Below are 16,251 nucleotides of genomic sequence, written 5' to 3' on the forward strand. Positions count from 1 at the left end.
CGCCCGGTTACATTCCGAACCCGGAAGCTAAGCCTTACAGCGCCGATGGTACTGCAGGGGGGACCCTGTGGGAGAGTAGGACACCGCCGAACAAATTTTAAAATTAGGGCCCACACCTTTTGGTGTGGGCCCTAATTGCGTTTTGGGTAGGCAGCCGGGTCCTGCCCTCCTGGCTAAAGGCGTCCAGCCGCCTTTAGTGCCAGATATGCATCGGCCAGTGTTGGAGCCAGCTCATCAGGTGTCGCGTCCACGACCGTGACTCCATGACGTCGGAGCTGTTCCGCTGTGCGATGGCGTTCGCTTTGGGCCTGGGCGGCGGCTGCGGATTCGTAGATGGCTTCTGTGTTGCCGCGTGCCGTGGCCATGTGGGCGATGTTCGGGTCTGCGACGGATGCCAGCAGGACCGTGTGTCGCTGGGTGAGGCGGGCGAGGACGGGGAGCAGGCCCTCTTCGACGGGGGCCGCATCCAGGGTTGTCAGGAGCACGATCAGAGAGCGGCGGGGGGCCGTCCTGAGCGCAGTGGCCGTAAGACCTCGGGAATCGGTTTCGACGAGCTCGGGTTCGAGTGTTGCCATCGCGTTGACCAGGGACGGGAGGACGTCGCCTGCTGCTCGGCCCTGGACCAGAGCGCGTACCCGGCGGTCGTATGCGAGTAGGTCGACGCGGTCGCCGGCGCGGGATGCCAGGGCGGCCAGGAGCAGGGCCGCGTCCATTGAGGCGTCCAGGCGTGGGGCGTCGCCGACGCGGCCGGCCGAGGTGCGGCCGGTGTCGAGGACCAGGAGGATGTGGCGGTCGCGTTCGGGGCGCCAGGTGCGTACGGCGACCGTGGTCTGGCGAGCTGTGGCGCGCCAGTCGATGGAACGGGTGTCGTCGCCGGGGACGTACTCGCGCAGGCTGTCGAATTCTGTGCCTTCTCCGCGGGTGAGGACGCTGGTGCGGCCGTCGAGTTCGCGCAGGCGGGCGAGCTTCGACGGGAGGTGCTTGCGGCTGGTGAAGGGGGGCAGGACGCGGACTGTCCAGGGGACTTTGTGGGTGCCCTGGCGGGCGAAGAGGCCGAGAGGGCCGTATGAGCGGATCGTGACGCGGTCTGCCTGGCGGTCGCCGCGGCGGGTGGGGCGTAGACGGGTCGTGATGCGGCGGCGTTCGCCGGCGGGGACTGTGAGGCGATGGCGGGAGGCGGCGATTTCCGTGCCGGGTTGCCAGCTGCTGGGGGGCCAGGCGTCGCGGACGCGGGCCCGGAGCAGGCGGCGTGACGGGTTGGTGATCGTGAGGGTGACGTCGGCCTGCTCGCCCAGGCGTGCGGAGGTGTCGCCGGAGCGGGTCAGGCGCAGGTGTCGTACCGGCGCTGCCAGGGCGAAGTCGCACGCGCAGGCCAGCGCCAGGGGGGCGTTGACGGCGAGGAGGCCCGTGAGGCCGGGTTCCCAGATGCCTACGGGGAGGGAGCCGAGGGCCGCGAGGAGTGCGGTGCGTCCGGTGAGGGCCATCAGCGGGGGACCGGGACCTGGGTGAGGATCGCGTTGATGACGGAGTCCGCTGTCACGCCCTCCATTTCGGCCTCCGGGCGGAGCTGTACGCGGTGGCGGAGTGTGGGCAGGGCGAGAGCCTTGACGTCGTCGGGGATGACGTAGTCGCGGCCGGTCAGCCAGGCCCACGCGCGCGAGGTGGCCAGGAGGGCGGTGGCGCCGCGTGGGGAGACGCCGAGGGTGAGGGACGGGGATTCGCGGGTCGCGCGGCAGATGTCCACGACGTAGCCGGTGATTTCGGGGGAGACGGCGGTCTTGGCGACTGCGGCGCGCGCGGCTTCGAGAGCCGCGGGGCCGGCGACGGGGCGCAGGCCGGCGGCGCGCAGGTCACGTGGGTTGAAGCCGTCGGCGTGGCGGGTGAGGACGGCGATCTCGTCCTGGCGGGAGGGGAGGGGGATCGTGAGTTTGAGGAGGAAACGGTCCAGCTGGGCCTCGGGGAGGGGGTAGGTGCCCTCGTACTCGACCGGGTTCTGGGTCGCTGCGACCAGGAAGGGCTCGGGGAGCGGGCGGGGAGTGCCGTCGACCGTGACCTGGCGTTCTTCCATGGCTTCCAGGAGAGACGACTGGGTCTTGGGGGGCGTTCGGTTGATCTCGTCCGCCAGGAGGAGGTTGGTGAAGACCGGGCCGGGCTGGAAGGAGAACTCCGCGGAGCGGGTGTCGTAGACGAGGGAGCCGGTCACATCGCTCGGCATCAGGTCCGGGGTGAACTGGACGCGCTTGGTGTCGAGTTCGAGTGCGGACGCGAGGGCGCGGACGAGCAACGTTTTGGCGACCCCAGGGACTCCTTCAAGGAGAACGTGTCCGCGGCAGAGGAGGGCGACGACGAGGCCGGTCACGGCGGGATCCTGGCCGACCACGGCCTTGGCGATCTCGGCGCGCAGGGCCTCCAGGGCGGCTCGGGCGTTGCCCGCGTCCTCGGTCGGCCCGGCGTTGTCAGTGGTCGGGTCCATCATGGACGGCGTACCTCTCTTTCGAGGGCGTCGAGTTGGTCGGCGAGGGCGATGAGGGCCGCGTCGTCGCTGGGCGGCGGGCCGAAGAGGAGGGCGTGCAGGGACTGTCCGTCGCCGTGGAGGTGGGCGGACAGCGCGGGGAGCAGTGCTTCGGGCGCGTGTGCCTGGGCGACGGGGACGCCTACAAGGGGGGCGAGGCGGGTGCGGGTGGTGGAGCGAAGAGCGGCGGCCGCGCGGTCGCGGGCGTTGGCCTTGCGGTAGAGGCGGGCGCGGCCTTCGACGGTTTCGGAGGCGCGGATCGCCACGGGGAGATTTTCGAGCACGAGAGGGCCGAGCCGCCGTGCCCGCCAGAGGGCGGCCAGGGCTGCCGCGATGAAGAGCTGAAGTGTGCCCCAGAGCCAGCCCGAGGGGAGCAGGTCGAAGAAGCCTCGCTCGCCCTCGGTGCCTGCGGCGGTGGAGTCGGAGAGCGAGGGGAGGTACCAGACCAGATGAGGGCGGGAGCCGAGGAGTTGGAGGGCGAGCGAGGCGTTGCCCTGCTTGTCGAGGCGGTCGTTGAAGAGGATGTCGGGCGCACCGATGACGACGGTGTCGCCGCCCTCGGATGCCGCCGGGACACGCACGAGGGTGGCCAGGCGCTCGCTGGGGTAGCACTCGTCGGCGTCGACCTGGAGGGCCGTGTAGCGGATGCCGCCGGTGTCGGCGCTTCCTGCGCGGCGGGCCGCCGGCAGATTGCAGTCGGGGGACAGCGTCGAGTCGAGGCTGGTGGCGGGGTCGGCGATGACGCCGGGAGCGAGCCGTTCGACGGACCAGCTGCCGGGCGCGACCAGGATGCTGCGTCCGCCGGAGGCATCGGTCGCGGTGTGCAGCTGTGTCTGTTGACGTGCTGTCAGCAGGTCGGGGTCGGCCACGAGGAGTGTGGTGTCCGGGCCGGCGGCGCTGCGAGCCTCGTCCAGGGTGGTGACCACGCGCGTGGATACGCCGCGGTCGGCGAGCAGTTCGGCGACGGCGCGGCTGCCGTAGGGGTCGGCAGAGCGTGGGTCGAGTCGGCCGTGCCGCGCGTCGGACTGGATTACGGCGATCGCGATGGCTCCCACCAGGAGCAGCACGAGGGCGAGCAGGACGCCTCGCGTGCGGGTCCACACCTGGCGGGTGGTGGGAGAGGCCGAGGTGGACGGGAGCGTGGCCTCAGTGGTCATTCGGCGGCTCCCTGGCGGGCGTTCTGGGCCGCGCTGTGGGCGCTGCTGGTGAGCACCGGTTTGGTGCGCTCCAGGTCGCGGTCGAGTTCGGCGATGCGGTGGTACGACTGCTCGGTTGCCGCGCGTCCCCCGTATGTCACGTCGTCGAAGTCCCGGGCGGCTGCGCTCAGCCGGTCCGCGGCGGAGGGCAGGGCGCGGCCCGCTTCCGCGGCGGCCTCGTCGGCGGTGCGGCCGGGGCGGACGTCGAGGAGGGCGCGTTCCTCCAGGGAGCGGACGATGGCTCGCATGCGTTCTTGGACGGCCTGGTTCCAGTGGCCCTGGGCGGCCTGTGCCTCGGCGGCGGCGCGATGCTCGGCTGCGCTGCGGGGGCGGTCGTCGAACAGGGAGGTGGAGGAGACCGGAGCGCGCCGCGGGGTGCCCAGGCGCCACCACAGGGCAGCCAGGGCTGCGAGGACGACCAGGATGACGACGACCAGGCCGAGCGTCCCTCCAGGAGTGGCGGCAGAGGCGGCGCCGAACAGCTTGCCGACCCAGTCCCAGAATGCGTTCAGCGCCCGCTCGAACAGGCTGGGGTCGTTCTCGTGGTACATGCCTTTGGACAGCTCGCGCCGAGCCGCCTCCCGCGCCGGGTCGCGCGGGATGGTCAGCGGCGGCTCGTCGTCGGAGCGCGACAGCGCCGAGGCTTCACCGGCGCGCAGCAGTGCCCGTGCGGCCGTGCCGGCGACGCGCTCCGGTACGGCCGTGAGAACTCCCCCCGCCAGGCTCACCGCATCAGCTCCCCGGAGTGGGGCCGGGGGCGCCCGTGCCGTAGTCCTGCACGCCGGCCGCGCGGGCCAGCTCGAGGTCGAGGGCCTCGCGGCGGATGCGCTGGTCGATGTAGAGGAGCACGGCGACGCCGGCTGTGATCGGGAAAGTGATCATGGAGCCGATCACCGCCCCGATCCCGCTGACGATGAGGAACGTCCAGCCGAGGTCGCTGCCCCCGGTGTCGAGGAAGTTGCTCATGCCGCCTCCGCTGACCGCCGCACCCAGGAAGGTGAAGGGGATGACGACGATCGACGCGACGATGTTCGCGATGATCGTGGCGAGCAGCTGGATGCCGAAGACGCGCCACCAGGAGCCGCGGACCAGTTTCGCGGAGCGGCTCATCGACTTCACGATGCTCTGCTTCTCCAGCATCAGCGCCGGGGAGGCGAGGGAGAAGCGGATCATCAGCCACAGGGCGACCACGCCCGCGGCGAGGCTGCCCAGGATGGCGAGGGCGGCACCGGCGGCACCGGCACCCGCTGCGGCCACGATGATGCCGGGCGTCGCGCCGCCCAGGATCACGCCGAAGGCGATGAGCAGCAGCAGGAAGATCAGGCCGAACAGCTTCGCCACCTGCGGACGGGCGTCGCGCCAGGCCTCGCCGGTGGTCACGGACTTGCCGAGCACTGCCCGGCTGGTGACGGTCGTGAGCAGGGCGGTCGCGGCGATGGTGCCGATCAGGGAGACCAGGAAGACGACGCTCGTGGTGAGCATGGTGTCGCCCAGGGCGCGGGTCAGCTCGTCGAGGCTGGCACTCGGATCGTTGAGGGCCTCGGTGCTGGCGCGGTCGTCCAGGACGAAGCCCTGGAGCAGGATGACGATGATCTCCGTGAGGACGGCGACGGTCAGCGCGATGCCCAGCACCGTGCGCCAGTAGGAGCGCATGGTGGAGACAGCGCCGTCCAGGATCTCGCCCACGCCGAGCGGGCGGAGCGGGATCACACCGGGCTTGGCCGCGGGCGGGGGACCGCCCCAGCCGCCGCCCCAGCCGCTGTGTCCGCCGGGAGCGCCAGGGCCTCCGTAGCCTCCGTAGCCTCCGTAGCCGCCAGGGCCGGCGGGAGGTCGGTTGCCCCAGCCCGGGCCGGGCGGAGGCGGTGGCGGGGCCTGGCCGGGGCCGGTCGCCGGTCCGGTGGGTGCCGACCACTGGGCAGGTGGCGGCTGCTCCTTGGACCACTTCGAGCCGGAGCCCGTCGCATCCGGGCCCGGCTGGTCCGCAGGCTGTTCGGGGCCGGGCCGGTCGACGGGCTCGGCAGGGCCCGATGCACCGGGTTGCTGTCCGTCGGACGGGGCAGATCCGGGCGAAGCCCAGCCCGGAGTGTCGTTCATCGTCGCTCCTTCACGGTGCCCATTCCGCGGTCGCGGCGGCAGGTTGGCAGCCATCGTGCCATGGGGTGGTCGACGAGTGACCGGCCGCGGTCTGGGGTGGACACCTTCAATTGTCCGCCGGGTAAGGGGCAGACTGACCGCATGGCTGATCAGTACGCGCAATCCGGCGAGGACAACCAGTCGACCGAGATACCGGCGATCCGCTGGGAAGAGCCACCCGAAGGCCCGGTGGTGATCCTCCTCGACCAGACCAGGCTGCCGGTCGAGGAGGTCGAACTGGTGTGTACGGACGCACCCGCGCTGGTGGAGGCGATCCGTTCACTCGCCGTGCGCGGGGCGCCACTGCTGGGTATCGCGGGGGCGTACGGGGTCGCGCTCGCCGCCGCGCGCGGTTTCGACGTGGCCGACGCCGCGAGCTCGCTGGCGAGCGCCCGGCCCACCGCGGTGAACCTCGCCGTCGGGGTGCGCCGGGCCGAGGCCGCGTACCGGGCGGAACTTGGCAGGAGTGGTGATCCGGAGCAGTCCGCCCGGGCGGCGCTGGCTGCGGCGCGTGCGCTGCACCAGGAGGACGCCGAAGCCAGTGCGCGGATGGCCGAGAAAGGGCTGGCGCTCCTGGACGAGCTGCTGCCCGGCGGTGGGCACAGGATCCTCACACACTGCAACACCGGGCGGCTGGTGTCGGGTGGTGAGGGGACGGCGTTCGCGGTGGCGCTCGCCGCGCATCGGGCGGGCCGGCTGCGGCGGCTGTGGGTGGACGAGACACGCCCGCTGCTGCAGGGCGCTCGGCTGACGGCGTACGAGGCGGCGCGCAGCGGCATGGCGTACACCTTGCTGACCGACAACGCGGCGGGGTCGCTGTTCGCGGCCGGGGAGGTGGACGCGGTGCTGATCGGGGCGGACCGTATCGCGGCCGACGGCTCGGTGGCGAACAAGGTGGGGAGCTATCCGCTCGCGGTGCTCGCGCGCTACCACCATGTGCCGTTCATCGTGGTGGCGCCGGTGACGACGGTGGATCCGGACACGCCGGACGGAGCGTCCATCGAGGTCGAGCAGCGGGCCGGCCATGAGGTGACCGAGGTGACGGCGCCCCAGGTGCCGGTGGCCGGTGCGGAGGCGGGAGGCGGGATTGCGGTGGCGCCGCTGGGGACACAGGCGTACAACCCCGCGTTCGATGTGACCCCGCCCGAGCTGGTGACGGCGATCGTCACGGAGGAGGGCGCTGTTTCCCCTGTGACGGCTGAGGCCCTGGCAGAGCTGTGTGCCAGGTCTCGGGAGGTCACGCTCAGTTGACGGGATGTTCTGCGATCCTGTGGGGAAGGGCGGTCTGGATCCCGTTCACGTTCGTGTCTGGAAGGGGGCCGCTGGCCCAGGGCAGACAGTGACGGTTGGATACGACTATCGTCACGGGCCAGTGACGTGTCTCACCAGTACCTTCGCCAATGTTACGAGAATGGGATGATGTCGTTTATGAAGGGACGAGTCCTTGTCGTCGACGACGACACCGCACTTGCCGAGATGCTCGGCATTGTGCTGCGTGGTGAAGGTTTTGAGCCGTCTTTTGTGGCCGACGGCGACAAGGCGCTGGCTGCTTTCCGTGAGACCAAGCCCGACCTGGTGCTGCTCGACCTGATGCTGCCCGGTCGGGACGGCATCGAGGTGTGCCGCCTGATCAGGGCGGAGTCGGGTGTGCCGATCGTGATGCTGACGGCGAAGAGCGACACCGTCGATGTCGTCGTGGGCCTGGAGTCGGGCGCGGACGACTACATCGTGAAGCCGTTCAAGCCGAAGGAGCTGGTTGCCCGGATCCGGGCGCGGCTGCGGAGGTCCGAGGAGCCGGCGCCCGAGCAGCTTGCCATCGGTGACCTGGTCATCGATGTGGCCGGTCACTCTGTGAAGCGGGACGGGCAGTCGATCGCGCTGACGCCGTTGGAGTTCGATCTGCTGGTGGCGCTGGCCCGTAAGCCGTGGCAGGTGTTCACTCGTGAGGTTCTGCTCGAGCAGGTCTGGGGCTACCGGCACGCGGCCGACACGCGCCTTGTCAACGTGCATGTGCAGCGGCTGCGGTCGAAGGTCGAGAAGGACCCGGAGCGGCCGGAGATCGTGGTGACTGTCCGTGGTGTCGGCTACAAGGCCGGGCCGAGCTGACATGTCCGGGGACAGTGCCGCTTCGGCGCCCGGCAAGCCCGGGGGCCGCGCGGGGCGGCCTGTCGGCCGGAAGGCTGCGGGCTCCCGCTGGGGACGTTTCCTGGAGGGCGGGCTGCTGCAGGGTGGAGTCCAGGGCAGTCCGGTGCTGCGCCTGTTCATGCGCTGGGTGCGTCGGCCGCTGCTGCCCGTGATGCGGTTGTGGCGGCGCAACATCCAGCTCAAGGTCGTCGTCACGACGCTGCTGATGTCGCTGGGCGTGGTCCTGCTGCTTGGCTTCGTCGTCATCGGGCAGGTGCGCAACGGCCTGCTGGACGCCAAGGTGAAGGCCTCGCAGAGCCAGGCCACCGGTGGTTTCGCGGTCGCCAAGCAGAACGCCGAGGAGACGGCCAGCGGGACCGTCGACGACGCCACCACGGCGGACGGCCGTCCCGCGCAGAACGTCATCGAATGGATGAGCGATCTGGTCTCCTCGCTGTCCAGCGGTGGCCAGGGCGCCTTCGACGTCGTCACGCTCCCCGTGGGCGACGAAACCGGCGGTGGGCGCGGACCGCGCGCCTCGGGTTACGTCGACCCGTTCGCCAGCGTTCCCGAGGAGCTGCGTGAACGCGTCGACGCCAGCACCGCGGCGTTCCAGAGCTACACCCGCATCATCTACAACACCGACAAGGAGTCCCAGCCGGCCCTGGTCATCGGCAAGCAGGTCGACGACCCGAACCGCGACCCGTACCAGCTGTACTACCTCTTCCCGCTCACCCAGGAGGAGAAGTCGCTGAGCCTGGTCAAGGGGACGTTGGCGACGGCCGGGCTGTTCGTGGTCGTTCTCCTCGGGGCCATTGCCTGGCTGGTGGTGCGCCAGGTCGTCACCCCGGTTCGGATGGCCGCGGGCATCGCCGAGCGGCTGTCTGCGGGGCGCCTGCAGGAACGTATGAAGGTCACCGGCGAGGACGACATCGCGCGGCTCGGCGAGGCCTTCAACAAGATGGCGCAGAACCTGCAGCTGAAGATCCAGCAGCTGGAGGACCTGTCGCGGATGCAGCGGCGGTTCGTCTCCGATGTCTCGCACGAGCTGCGGACGCCGCTGACGACCGTGCGGATGGCCGCCGACGTGATCCACGAGGCGCGGGAGGACTTCGATCCCGTGACCGCGCGGTCGGCGGAGCTGCTGGCTGACCAGTTGGACCGGTTCGAGTCGCTGCTCGCGGATCTGCTGGAGATCAGCCGCTTCGACGCGGGCGCGGCGGCGCTGGAGGCCGAGCCGATAGACCTCAGGGAGGTCGTACGGCGGGTCGTCAGCGGTGCCGAGCCGCTCGCCGAGCGCAAGGGCACGCGCATACGGGTCGTCGGCGACCAGCAGCCCGTCGTCGCGGAGGCGGACGCGAGGCGGGTGGAGCGTGTCCTGCGCAACCTCATCGTCAACGCTGTGGAGCACGGCGAGGGCAAGGACGTCGTCGTCAAGCTCGCCGCGGCGGGCGGGGCGGTCGCTGTCGCGGTGCGTGACTACGGAGTCGGGCTCAAGCCCGGCGAGGCGACTCGCGTCTTCAGCCGGTTCTGGCGGGCCGACCCGGCACGCGCGCGTACCACCGGTGGTACGGGGCTGGGGCTGTCGATCGCCCTGGAGGACGCGCGGCTGCACGGGGGCTGGTTGCAGGCATGGGGTGAGCCGGGCGGCGGCTCGCAGTTCCGGCTGACGCTGCCGAGGACCGCGGACGAGCCGCTGCGGGGCTCCCCGATACCGCTGGAGCCGAAGGACTCGCGACGCAATCGCGGACTTGACGACGCCGGACTGCCGCACGGCGGTGGCGAGAAGACCGCGACCGTGCCGGCGCAGCCGGCGGGCGAGCAGGGGCCGCAGATGTCGATCACACCGCGGCTGGCCGCCGTGGCGCCGACGGCGGACCCGACGGCGCTGCCCGGCAACGGCGCGCGCGTGGTGCCCCGGCCGACTTCAGGCACCCGACGACAGGACGACACGCCGGCTGCGGAGGGGCCGCGCGGCGTGTCCTCGGACCGCGCGGACGCCGGGTCGCAGGACGTGGAACAGCAAGGGGAGGCATTTCGTGGGCGCTGACCGCGAGGGGGGCGCGCGGCGTCGACCGGTGCGCGCGATGGCGTACGCCGTCTGTGGCGGCGTACTGCTGGCCGGATGCGCCTCGATGCCCGACAGCGGGGATCTGCGCGGCGTCGAATCCACCCCGCGCCAGGACTCACAGGTGCGCGTCTTCGCGATGCCGCCCTCCGAGGGCGCTCAGCCCCAGCAGATCGTGGACGGCTTTCTGGAGGCGCTGACCAGCGACGATCCGCACTATGAGACGGCGCGCAAGTACCTGACCCCAAGGGCCGCGAAGAAGTGGCAGCCGGAGATGTCCACGACGGTGCTCGCCAGCGCGCCCGACACCACGCCCGACCCAGGGCCCCGCGAGGACAGCGCCTACTTCTCCTTCACGCTCACCGGTACCAAGGTCGCCGCGGTGGACAAGCAGCAGGCGTATGAGCCCGCGCGCGGGAACTACAGCCAGACGGTGTATCTCGTGCGGGAGGAGAAGACCAAGCAGTGGCGCATCGACGGCCTGCCGCCGGGCGTCGTCATGGGCAGGTCGGACTTCCAGCGCAACTACATGTCCGTCGACAAGTACTTCCTCGCCTCGAACACCGCGGCCGGGACGGTCGTGCAGCAGCCTGCGGCGGTCGCCGATCCGGTGTACGTACGACGGCATGTCGACCCGATGACGCAGATGGTGCGCTCCCTGCTCAACGGGCCCACCGCCTGGCTGAAGTCGGTCGTCAGGTCCAGCTTCCCGACCGGTACGGCGCTGAGGAAGGGCGTCACCTCGTTGACGCCGGACGACCAGAACAAGCTGACCGTTCCGTTGAACAAGAAGGCGGCGCGGGTCGGGCTGAGCAAGTGCAATGAGATGGCGGCCCAGATTCTCTTCACCCTGCAGAACCTCACTCCCGCCGTCGATGAGGTCGAGCTGAAGTCGGGCGACGCCCAGCTGTGCACGCTCACCGAGGACAGCGCCGATGGGGTCGCCGCGCGCGGTGCGGTGAAGCGTGCCGAGTACCTGTATTTCGTCGACGGTAAGAAGCGGCTTGTGCGGATGGCGGCCGACAGCAGCGACAAGCATTCCGAAGCGGTGCCGGGCGCGCTGGGCGATGGTGGCGTCGAGCTGCGGTCGGTGGCGGTCGCGCGCGACGAGAACAGGGCGGCTGCCGTATCCGCGGACGGCAAGTTCCTGTACGTCGGATCGATGGTGTCGAGCGGTTCCCTCGGGGAGGCCGTGCTGCGCAGCGCGGGCGGCTCGGTGGAGGACCGCTTGACGACGCCCAGCTGGGACAGCCAGGGCGATCTGTGGGTGGCCGACCAGGATCCCGACCACTCCAGGCTGCTGATGCTGGAGGACGGCGCGGGCGAGCCGATCGTGGTGAACACGCCGGAGCTGGACGGCCGTATCGAATCCGTCCGGGTGGCCTCCGACGGGGTGCGGATCGCGCTCGTCGTCGACAAGGGCGGCAAGCAGTCCCTGCTCATCGGGCGGATCGAGCGGAGCGGGAAGGTGGGCGAGAGCCAGGCCGTCTCGGTCTTCGGACTGCATTCCGCGGCACCGGAGTTGGAAGAGATCACTGCCATGTCGTGGGCCGGCGGCAGCCGACTGGTGGTCGTCGGGCGCGAGGAGGGTGGCGTGCAGCAGATGCGGTATGCCGCCGTCGACGGCTCCACACCTGAAGGGCCGGCGCCCGCCGCTCTGACCGGCGTGAAGGAGATCGCCGCGTCCGAGGACGAGCGGCTGCCGCTCGTGGCGTACTCGGAGGACGGGATCGTGCGCCTGCCGACCGGGGCCCAGTGGCAGAAGGTGATCACGGAGGGCTCGGCGCCGGTTTATCCGGGGTGAGGCTCGCCCGACTCCGCGATACGGCCGTCCAGTCGGCGTCCGGAGTTATCCACAGGGCGTTATCCACAGGGGTGGCCGCGTGGCGCGGGTGTTGGCACAGTGGTGGGCATGCGGGGGTGGTGGCAGGACCTCACCGACCTGGTGCTGCCGGCCGAGTGCGGAGGCTGCGGTCGGCCTCGTACGGTGCTCTGCCCGGAGTGCCGTACGGCGCTGAGCGGGGCCGTACCGCGCCGGGTGCGGCCGGTGCCGGAGCCGCCCGGGCTGCCGACCGTGCACGCGGCCGCCCGGTACGCGGACGAGGTGCGTGCGGTGCTGCTCGCTCACAAGGAGCGGGGCGCGCTGGCGCTCGCGGCACCGCTGGGCATGGCCTTGGCAGGGGCTGTGCGGGCGGGCCTGACCAGCGACCAGGCGCCTGACAGTCGGCCTGTGCTGCTCGTTCCCGTGCCCTCCGCGCGGGGAGCGGTGCGGGCTCGGGGGCATGATCCGGCTCGGCGGATCGCACTCGCCGCCGCGGGGGAGTTGCGGCGGGGCGGGGTGCCGGCGCGGGTGGTCGCCGTGCTGCGGCAGCGAAGGGCCGTGGCCGACCAGGCGGGGCTCAACTCCCGGCAGCGGCTGGACAATCTCGCGGGCGCGCTGGCGGTGGCGTCCGCAGGCGCAGGCCTGCTCACCGCGGGCCCGGTCGTGCTCGTCGACGACCTGATGACGACGGGCGCCTCCCTGACAGAGGCGGCGCAAGCCGTACGGGCGGCGACAGCGGCCGTGGCCGCTTGCGGAGGAGCGGACGGGACGGCTGGGTACAGCGGGGCAGACGGGCCGGAAACGTACGCAAGAAGGGCTACGGCGGTGTATGCCGTGGCGCCTCGGGAAAGGACAGAGGAACGAAGGACTGGATCAATGGACGAGGCAGTGGACCGAAGGCACGGAGTGCCAGGAATGGCGGGCCCGCGCCGGGCCGGCGACAAGATCTGCGCGGCTGTGGTCGCGGCCTCGCCGGATTCTTTCGAAATAAACCGGAACTGACTGTGAACGCGCATCGTTGCAGGTTATGAGAGGAGCAATTCACCTGAGTGGAGGTACGCCGCGGTAGAGGGTGACGACATCCGTCCAGGCGAGATATGTTCGGTTGTGAGGGAAAGGCCCAGGCCATACCTCGCATATCCGAATGCCGTGCCGCGGGTTTTGCGCAATCACCGGGCCGGCGGGGTGGAGATCTTGCCCGCGGGGGAGGAGGAGGTGAACGTCACCGAGTCCGAGGTTCCGGCCTCACCGGAGCCTGATGCAAAAGGGAGCTGCTCCGCCACTGAAGCGGAGCGATCCGGGAACGGAGTTCTGCGTGGACATCGTCGTCAAGGGCCGCAAGACCGAGGTGCCCGAGCGGTTCCGCAAGCACGTGGCCGAGAAGCTGAAGCTGGAGAAGATCCAGAAGCTCGATGGCAAGGTGATCAGCCTCGACGTCGAGGTGTCCAAGGAGCCGAACCCGCGACAGGCCGACCGATCGGATCGAGTGGAGATCACGCTCCGCTCCCGCGGTCCGGTGATCCGGGCGGAGGCGGCGGCCAGCGATCCGTATGCGGCACTCGACCTGGCGGCGGAGAAGCTGGATGCCCGGCTGCGCAAGCAGCACGACAAGCGCCACACACGCCGGGGCGCGCGACGGCTCACGGCAGCCGAGGTCCCCGACCACGTTCCGGGAGCGGCGACGCTCAACGGGAACGGCCACACCGTCCACGACGAAGACTCGGACGGCGTGCCCGTCAAGAAGATCGGCTCGCTGGAAGTGAAGGGTGAAGGCCCCCTCGTAGTCCGCGAGAAGACCCACGTCGCCTCTCCGATGACCCTCGACCAGGCCCTCTACGAGATGGAACTGGTCGGGCACGACTTCTATCTGTTCGTCGACTCCGAGACGAAGGAGCCGAGCGTCGTCTACCGGCGGCACGCATACGACTACGGCGTCATCCACCTCAACACGGACCCGATGGTCGCCCAGGCGCAGTCCCCTGCGGCAGGCGGCACGCTGGGTGGCTGACGCATCCGGCCGGCACACCTGACAGTGCCCCTGGAGCGCGTATGCGCCCCCAGGGGCACCCGTGTGCGACCACTTCGCGCCCCGCTCTGTCACCTCAGTGTCGTCCGGGCATGGAATCATGGCCGGACCGGCCCAACCGGTGGGCCGTTGCCTTGGGTTGGCGATGGCACAGGACCAGCCACAGCCTTCAGGGGGAGGAACGATGGCGGACAGCTTCGGACCGATGCATGACGGAGACGCCGACGACGGCGTCGCCGGCATGGGCCCGGACACGGGCTCACCACGTAAGGAGCCGATCCGCGTCCTGGTCGTGGACGACCACGCCCTCTTCCGTCGTGGCCTGGAGATCGTGCTCGCGGCCGAGGAGGACATCCAGGTCATCGGGGAGGCGGGCGACGGCGCGGAGGCCGTCGACAAGGCCGCCGATCTGCTGCCGGACATCGTCCTGATGGACGTACGGATGCCCAAGCGGGGCGGGATCGAGGCGTGCACCTCGATCAAGGAAGTGGCCCCCAGTGCCAAAATCATCATGCTGACCATCAGCGACGAGGAAGCCGATCTCTACGAGGCCATCAAGGCGGGCGCGACCGGTTATCTCCTCAAGGAGATCTCGACGGACGAGGTGGCCACCGCCATTCGCGCGGTGGCCGACGGGCAGTCGCAGATCAGCCCTTCCATGGCGTCGAAGCTGCTCACCGAGTTCAAGTCGATGATTCAGCGGACCGACGAGCGTCGGCTGGTGCCTGCGCCGCGGCTGACGGACCGCGAGCTGGAAGTGCTCAAGCTCGTCGCCACGGGGATGAACAACCGCGATATCGCCAAGGAGTTGTTCATCTCCGAGAACACCGTGAAGAACCATGTCCGCAACATCCTGGAGAAGCTGCAGCTGCACTCCAGGATGGAAGCGGTCGTGTATGCGATGCGGGAGAAGATCCTCGAGATCCGCTGACGATCACGCCAGTATGCGGGTGAGTTCCCTTGCGAGGGGCTCGCGCAGTTCCGGGGCGTCCACGCGCTCCACGCGTACGTCCGTGCAGTCGACCCAGCTTGCCGCTTCGGCCAGGGCCTGGGCGACGGCTGGGGCTGCCTTCGGGCCGTCCAGGGTGACTTGCTTGGCCACCAGGGTGCGGCCTTCGCGGGCCGGGTCGACGCGGCCGACGAGGCGGCCCCCTGCCAGGACCGGCATCGCGAAATAGCCGTACACGCGCTTCGGCTTGGGGACGTAGGCCTCCAGGCGGTGGGTGAAGCCGAAGATCCGCTCGGTGCGCGCCCGTTCCCAGATCAGTGAGTCGAAGGGGGACAGGAGCGTGGTGCGGTGGCGGCCGCGTGGAGGGGTCTCCAGGGCCGCCGGGTCGGCCCAGGCCGGTTTGCCCCAGCCCTCGACCGTGACTGGGACCAGGCCCGAGTCGGCGATCACCGCATCGACCTGGTCGCCCTTGAGGCGGTGGTAGTCGGCGATGTCCGCGCGGGTGCCGACGCCCAGGGACTGGCCGGCGAGGCGGACCAGTCTGCGGAGGCACTCGGTGTCGTCGAGGTCGTCGTGCAGCAGGGTCCCCGGGATCGCGCGTTCGGCCAGGTCGTAGACCCGCTTCCAGCCGCGGCGTGACACGCAGACCACCTCGCCGTGCATCAGGGCGCGCTCCACGGCGACCTTTGCGCCGGACCAGTCCCACCACTCGCTGGTTCTCTTGGCGCCGCCCAACTCTGTGGCGGTGAGGGGGCCTTCCGCTTGCAGCTGCTTGATCACCTGGTCGTAGGTGCCGTCCGGGAGTTCGTGGTTCCAGTGCGGGCGGTTGCGGTAGGCGCGGCGGCGGAAGGCGAAGTGGGGCCACTCCTCGATGGGGAGTATGCAGGCGGCGTGGGACCAGTATTCGAAGGCGTGCGGTTGTGCGGGAGGGGTGGCCTCGGATGCGGGCGTCGTCCAGTAGGCGCTCTCGATGGTCTTGCGGCTTACTGCGCCCAGGCGGGCGTACGGGATGAGTTCGTGGGAGCGGGCCAGGACCGAGATGGTGTCGAGTTGGACCGCGCCGAGGTGGCGGAGGAGGCCGCGGACACCGGATCGGCGGTCGGGGGCGCCGATGAAGCCCTGGGCGCGGAGGGCGAGGCGGCGGGCGTCGTCTGCGGAGAGTTCCGTGCTCGGGCGCGGGAGGGTCGTCATGGTTCCGCACGATAGGGGGTGGGTCTGACAGTGGGGGTGAGCTGCGGGTTTGTTGTGTGGGTGCGCGGTGTGGGTGTGGGAGTCGCGGTGTTTCGCCCCCGCCGCCCCTACCCGTCCCATCCCTGGGGGCTGCGCCCCCAGACCCCCGCTTCGGCCTGAACAGCCTCGTCCTCAAACGCCGGACGGGCTGAAATACGCGGACCGGCGTCGACAAGTGAGGCGCCCCTAGG

The 16,251-nt window shown here is 70.5% G+C and carries 13 protein-coding genes and 1 rRNA gene; 8 read left to right on the forward strand and 6 right to left on the reverse strand.

Going from position 1 to position 16,251, the window contains the following annotated elements:
- Positions 1–92 (forward strand): 5S ribosomal RNA (gene rrf, locus AB0I98_RS41210); the annotation flags it as partial.
- An 81-nt stretch (positions 93–173) separates the two neighbouring features.
- On the opposite strand, the gene AB0I98_RS41215 is transcribed toward rrf, so the two are convergent.
- The 5 genes from AB0I98_RS41215 to AB0I98_RS41235 are packed head-to-tail and all read right to left on the reverse strand — an operon-like array spanning position 174 to position 5,802.
- Entirely contained in the window at positions 174–1,484 is a 1,311-nt protein-coding gene (locus tag AB0I98_RS41215) for a DUF58 domain-containing protein (protein WP_362950900.1), read from the reverse strand.
- A complete protein-coding gene (locus AB0I98_RS41220) occupies positions 1,484–2,473 on the reverse strand; it encodes a MoxR family ATPase (protein WP_362950949.1) in 990 nt (329 codons plus the stop codon). The genes AB0I98_RS41215 and AB0I98_RS41220 overlap by 1 nt, the downstream gene beginning before the upstream one ends.
- Complete coding sequence (locus AB0I98_RS41225; protein WP_362950902.1) at positions 2,473–3,669, reverse strand: DUF4350 domain-containing protein; 1,197 nt, start codon at positions 3,667–3,669, stop codon at positions 2,473–2,475. Before AB0I98_RS41225 ends, AB0I98_RS41220 begins: the two co-directional genes overlap by 1 nt.
- On the reverse strand, positions 3,666–4,436 hold the full coding sequence (locus AB0I98_RS41230) for a DUF4129 domain-containing protein (protein WP_362950904.1): 771 nt from the start codon (positions 4,434–4,436) through the stop codon (positions 3,666–3,668). The genes AB0I98_RS41225 and AB0I98_RS41230 overlap by 4 nt, the downstream gene beginning before the upstream one ends.
- Before the next feature lie 4 nt (positions 4,437–4,440).
- Complete coding sequence (locus AB0I98_RS41235; protein WP_362950906.1) at positions 4,441–5,802, reverse strand: glycerophosphoryl diester phosphodiesterase membrane domain-containing protein; 1,362 nt, start codon at positions 5,800–5,802, stop codon at positions 4,441–4,443.
- 141 nt (positions 5,803–5,943) lie between these two features.
- Here AB0I98_RS41235 and mtnA point away from each other — a divergent pair, with 141 nt between their 5' ends.
- From mtnA to AB0I98_RS41270, 7 genes are all read left to right on the forward strand, one after another.
- On the forward strand, positions 5,944–7,092 hold the full coding sequence (gene mtnA, locus AB0I98_RS41240; RefSeq protein WP_362950908.1) for an S-methyl-5-thioribose-1-phosphate isomerase: 1,149 nt from the start codon (positions 5,944–5,946) through the stop codon (positions 7,090–7,092).
- A 165-nt stretch (positions 7,093–7,257) separates the two neighbouring features.
- Positions 7,258–7,947: a two-component system response regulator MtrA gene (mtrA, locus tag AB0I98_RS41245; protein WP_015659998.1), complete on the forward strand. Its 690-nt coding sequence runs from the start codon at positions 7,258–7,260 to the stop codon at positions 7,945–7,947.
- Between the two features lies 1 nt (position 7,948).
- Positions 7,949–10,015, forward strand: a complete 2,067-nt coding sequence (gene mtrB, locus AB0I98_RS41250; protein ID WP_362950910.1) for an MtrAB system histidine kinase MtrB — start codon at positions 7,949–7,951, stop codon at positions 10,013–10,015.
- Positions 10,005–11,837, forward strand: coding sequence for an LpqB family beta-propeller domain-containing protein (locus tag AB0I98_RS41255; RefSeq protein ID WP_362950912.1), 1,833 nt, complete (start codon positions 10,005–10,007; stop codon positions 11,835–11,837). Before mtrB ends, AB0I98_RS41255 begins: the two co-directional genes overlap by 11 nt.
- A 108-nt stretch (positions 11,838–11,945) precedes the next feature.
- Positions 11,946–12,857 (forward strand): ComF family protein, encoded by a 912-nt coding sequence (locus AB0I98_RS41260; RefSeq protein WP_362950914.1) that lies wholly within the window; start codon positions 11,946–11,948, stop codon positions 12,855–12,857.
- A gap of 280 nt (positions 12,858–13,137) precedes the next feature.
- Entirely contained in the window at positions 13,138–13,863 is a 726-nt protein-coding gene (gene raiA / locus AB0I98_RS41265; protein WP_210580259.1) for a ribosome-associated translation inhibitor RaiA, read from the forward strand.
- Positions 13,864–14,065: 202 nt separating this feature from the next.
- The gene (locus tag AB0I98_RS41270) at positions 14,066–14,812 is read left to right on the forward strand and encodes a response regulator transcription factor (protein WP_362950916.1); all 747 of its coding nucleotides are present in this window, start codon (positions 14,066–14,068) and stop codon (positions 14,810–14,812) included.
- A gap of 3 nt (positions 14,813–14,815) precedes the next feature.
- Here the strand turns inward: AB0I98_RS41270 and AB0I98_RS41275 are convergent, their stop codons facing one another.
- Positions 14,816–16,021 (reverse strand): crosslink repair DNA glycosylase YcaQ family protein, encoded by a 1,206-nt coding sequence (locus AB0I98_RS41275; protein ID WP_362950918.1) that lies wholly within the window; start codon positions 16,019–16,021, stop codon positions 14,816–14,818.
- Between the last annotated feature and the right edge of the window lie 230 nt (positions 16,022–16,251).

Source organism: Streptomyces sp. NPDC050211, assembly GCF_040656035.1.
Classification (GTDB): domain Bacteria; phylum Actinomycetota; class Actinomycetes; order Streptomycetales; family Streptomycetaceae; genus Streptomyces.